At 74.3% G+C, this 2,252-nt stretch carries 2 protein-coding genes and 2 pseudogenes; 3 read left to right on the forward strand and 1 reads right to left on the reverse strand.

What is annotated here, in order from left to right; all coding sequences use genetic code 11:
- The 3 genes and pseudogenes from I53_RS31600 to I53_RS35330 all read left to right on the forward strand — a co-directional run.
- Positions 1–175, forward strand: a 175-nt coding sequence (locus I53_RS31600) for an SDR family oxidoreductase (protein ID WP_148291208.1), incomplete at its 5' end; no start/stop codon positions are given.
- Positions 172–1,212: pseudogene (locus I53_RS35325) on the forward strand (AMP-binding protein); the annotation flags it as partial. The gene I53_RS31600 and the pseudogene I53_RS35325, both read left to right, overlap by 4 nt.
- 58 nt (positions 1,213–1,270) lie before the next feature.
- Complete coding sequence (locus I53_RS35330) at positions 1,271–1,945, forward strand: AMP-binding protein (RefSeq protein ID WP_251982390.1); 675 nt, start codon at positions 1,271–1,273, stop codon at positions 1,943–1,945.
- Here I53_RS35330 and I53_RS20530 read toward each other — a convergent pair.
- Positions 1,912–2,252, reverse strand: a pseudogene (locus tag I53_RS20530) (hypothetical protein); the annotation flags it as partial. The gene I53_RS35330 and the pseudogene I53_RS20530 sit on opposite strands and share 34 nt — an antisense overlap.

Consider the following 2,252-nt stretch of genomic DNA (forward strand, 5'->3'; position numbering starts at 1 on the left):
CGGGCCTATGGGAGGACCCGAGATGCTGGCCGCCACCACGGACGCCGCGCCCCTGCGCCGGATCGGCGAGCCCGACGAGATCGCCGGCGCCGCCGTGTTCCTGGCCTCCGCGGCGGGCCGGTTCGTGACCGGTCAGGCACTGGTCATCGACGGCGGCGTGACCATCGCCCGATGAGTCTCGACCCCCGCATCCCCGCCGGCTGGCCTTCCCTGCCCTTCCGCGAGGCCGAGGCGCGGCTCACCGCCCCGGGCGCACCCTTCGCCATCGCCACGGTGCCGATCCGGGGCGTGCCGACCCGGATCTGGGAGAAGGCCCCGCCGACCCTGCGCGACCTGTTCCGGATCGCCCGGGGGCACGGAGAGAAGACCTTCTTGGTCTACCAGGACGAGCGCGTGACCTTCACGGGCTTCGCCCGGGCGGCGACCACCCTCGCGCGGGCCCTGGTGGAGGCCGGCCTGCGCAAGGGCGACCGGGTCGCCATCGCGCAGCGCAACCTGCCCGAATGGCCGGTGAGCTATTTCGGTGCCCTGCTCGCCGGGGCGATCGCGACGCCGCTCAATGCGTGGTGGACCGGGCCCGAGCTCGCCTACGGCCTGCAGCATTCGGGCGCGCGGGTGCTGATCGCCGACGGCGAGCGCTTCGCCCGGCTCGCCCCGCATCTGGGCGAATGCCAGGCCCTGGAGCGGGTCCTCACCACCCGGATGGAGCCGGACCCCCGGGCGACGCCGCTCGCCGAGATCGTGGGGCCGGTCCGGGACTGGGCCGCCCTGCCCGACCTGCCCCTGCCCGACATCGCTCTCGATCCGGAGGACGACGCGACGCTGTTCTACACCTCGGGCACCACCGGCAAGCCCAAGGGGGCGGTCGGCACCCACCGGGCGGCCGCCACGACGGTGATGGCCTATCCCTACTCGGCGGCGCGCAGCGCCCTGCGCCGGGGCGAGAGCCCGCCCAAGCCCGACCCGTCCGCGCCGCAGCGGGCGGCGCTGCTGGTGATCCCGCTGTTCCACGTCACCGGCTGCCACGCGAGCCTCGGGGCGGCGCTCTACGGTGGCCACCGGCTGGTGATGATGCACCGCTGGGACGCGGACGCGGCCCTCGACCTGATCGAACGGGAGGGCTGCACCAGCGCGGGCGGCGTCCCGACCATCGCGTGGCAGCTCGCCACCGCCGCCCGGGAAGCCGGACGGCCGCTGCCGAGTCTCGAGGGCGTCACCTATGGCGGCGCCCCGGCCGCCGGCGACCTCGTGCGAACGCTCGGCGAGGCCCTTGCCGAAGGTCGTCCCCGGAACCGGCTGGGGCATGACCGAAACCTCGGCGACCTTCACCCATCACCAGGCGAGGGATTACCTCGCGCATCCCGAGTCCTGCGGTCCGCCCCTGCCGGTCTGCGAGGTGCGGATCGTCGACCCCCTCGGGGACGTGCTGCCGCCGGGCGCGGTCGGCGAGCTCTGCGTGAAGGGCCCCAACGTGGTCCGCGGCTACTGGGACGACCCGACGGCCACCGCCGAGGCCCTCTCCGAGGGCTGGCTGCGCACCGGCGACCTCGCCCGCGCCGACGACGAGGGGTTCCTGACCATCGTCGACCGGATCAAGGACATGCTGATCCGCGGCGGCGAGAACATCTATTGCTGCGAGGTCGAGAACGCCCTCTACGCCCATCCGGACGTAATCGACGCCGTGGTGCTGCCGGTGCCCCATCCGACCCTCGGGGAGGAGCCGGGCGCCATCGTGGTTCTGGCGGAGGGGTCGAGTGCCGACGCCTCGGAGATCCGCGCCTTCGCGGCCGCGCGGCTCGCGGCGTTCAAGGTCCCGGTGCGGATCGTGATCCGGGACGAACTCCTGCCGCGCAACCCCGCCGGGAAGATTCTGAGGGCCCCCCTGCGGGCGGTGTTCGCAGGCGTGTCAGATCAGAACGGCTCACCCTCTGGGTCCGGGCGGTAGACCCGCAGGGTCCGGCCGTCGGGGAACTGCACCGTCCGGCGGCGGACCACGACGTAGCCGGCGGCCTGCGCGCTGCTCAGGCGATCGAGGCGGTCGTCGGTGTCGTCCGGCGCGTAGCCGTACCCATAGCCCGGCCCGTAATTGTAGGCGCGGTAGCGCGCGTAGCCCTCAGGCGGAGGCGGGGGCGCTGCCGCGGCGATCTGCGGGCCGCTGCGGATCATGCGGGCCGGCGCCGCGGTGATGCGGGCCCCGCTCAGGGCGGCGGCGAACCGCTGGCGGTCGATGAGGGCCGCGTGCCGCCTCCGTC

It is taken from the genome of Methylobacterium sp. B1, from assembly GCF_000333255.1.
Taxonomy (GTDB): Bacteria; Pseudomonadota; Alphaproteobacteria; order Rhizobiales; family Beijerinckiaceae; genus Methylobacterium; species Methylobacterium fujisawaense.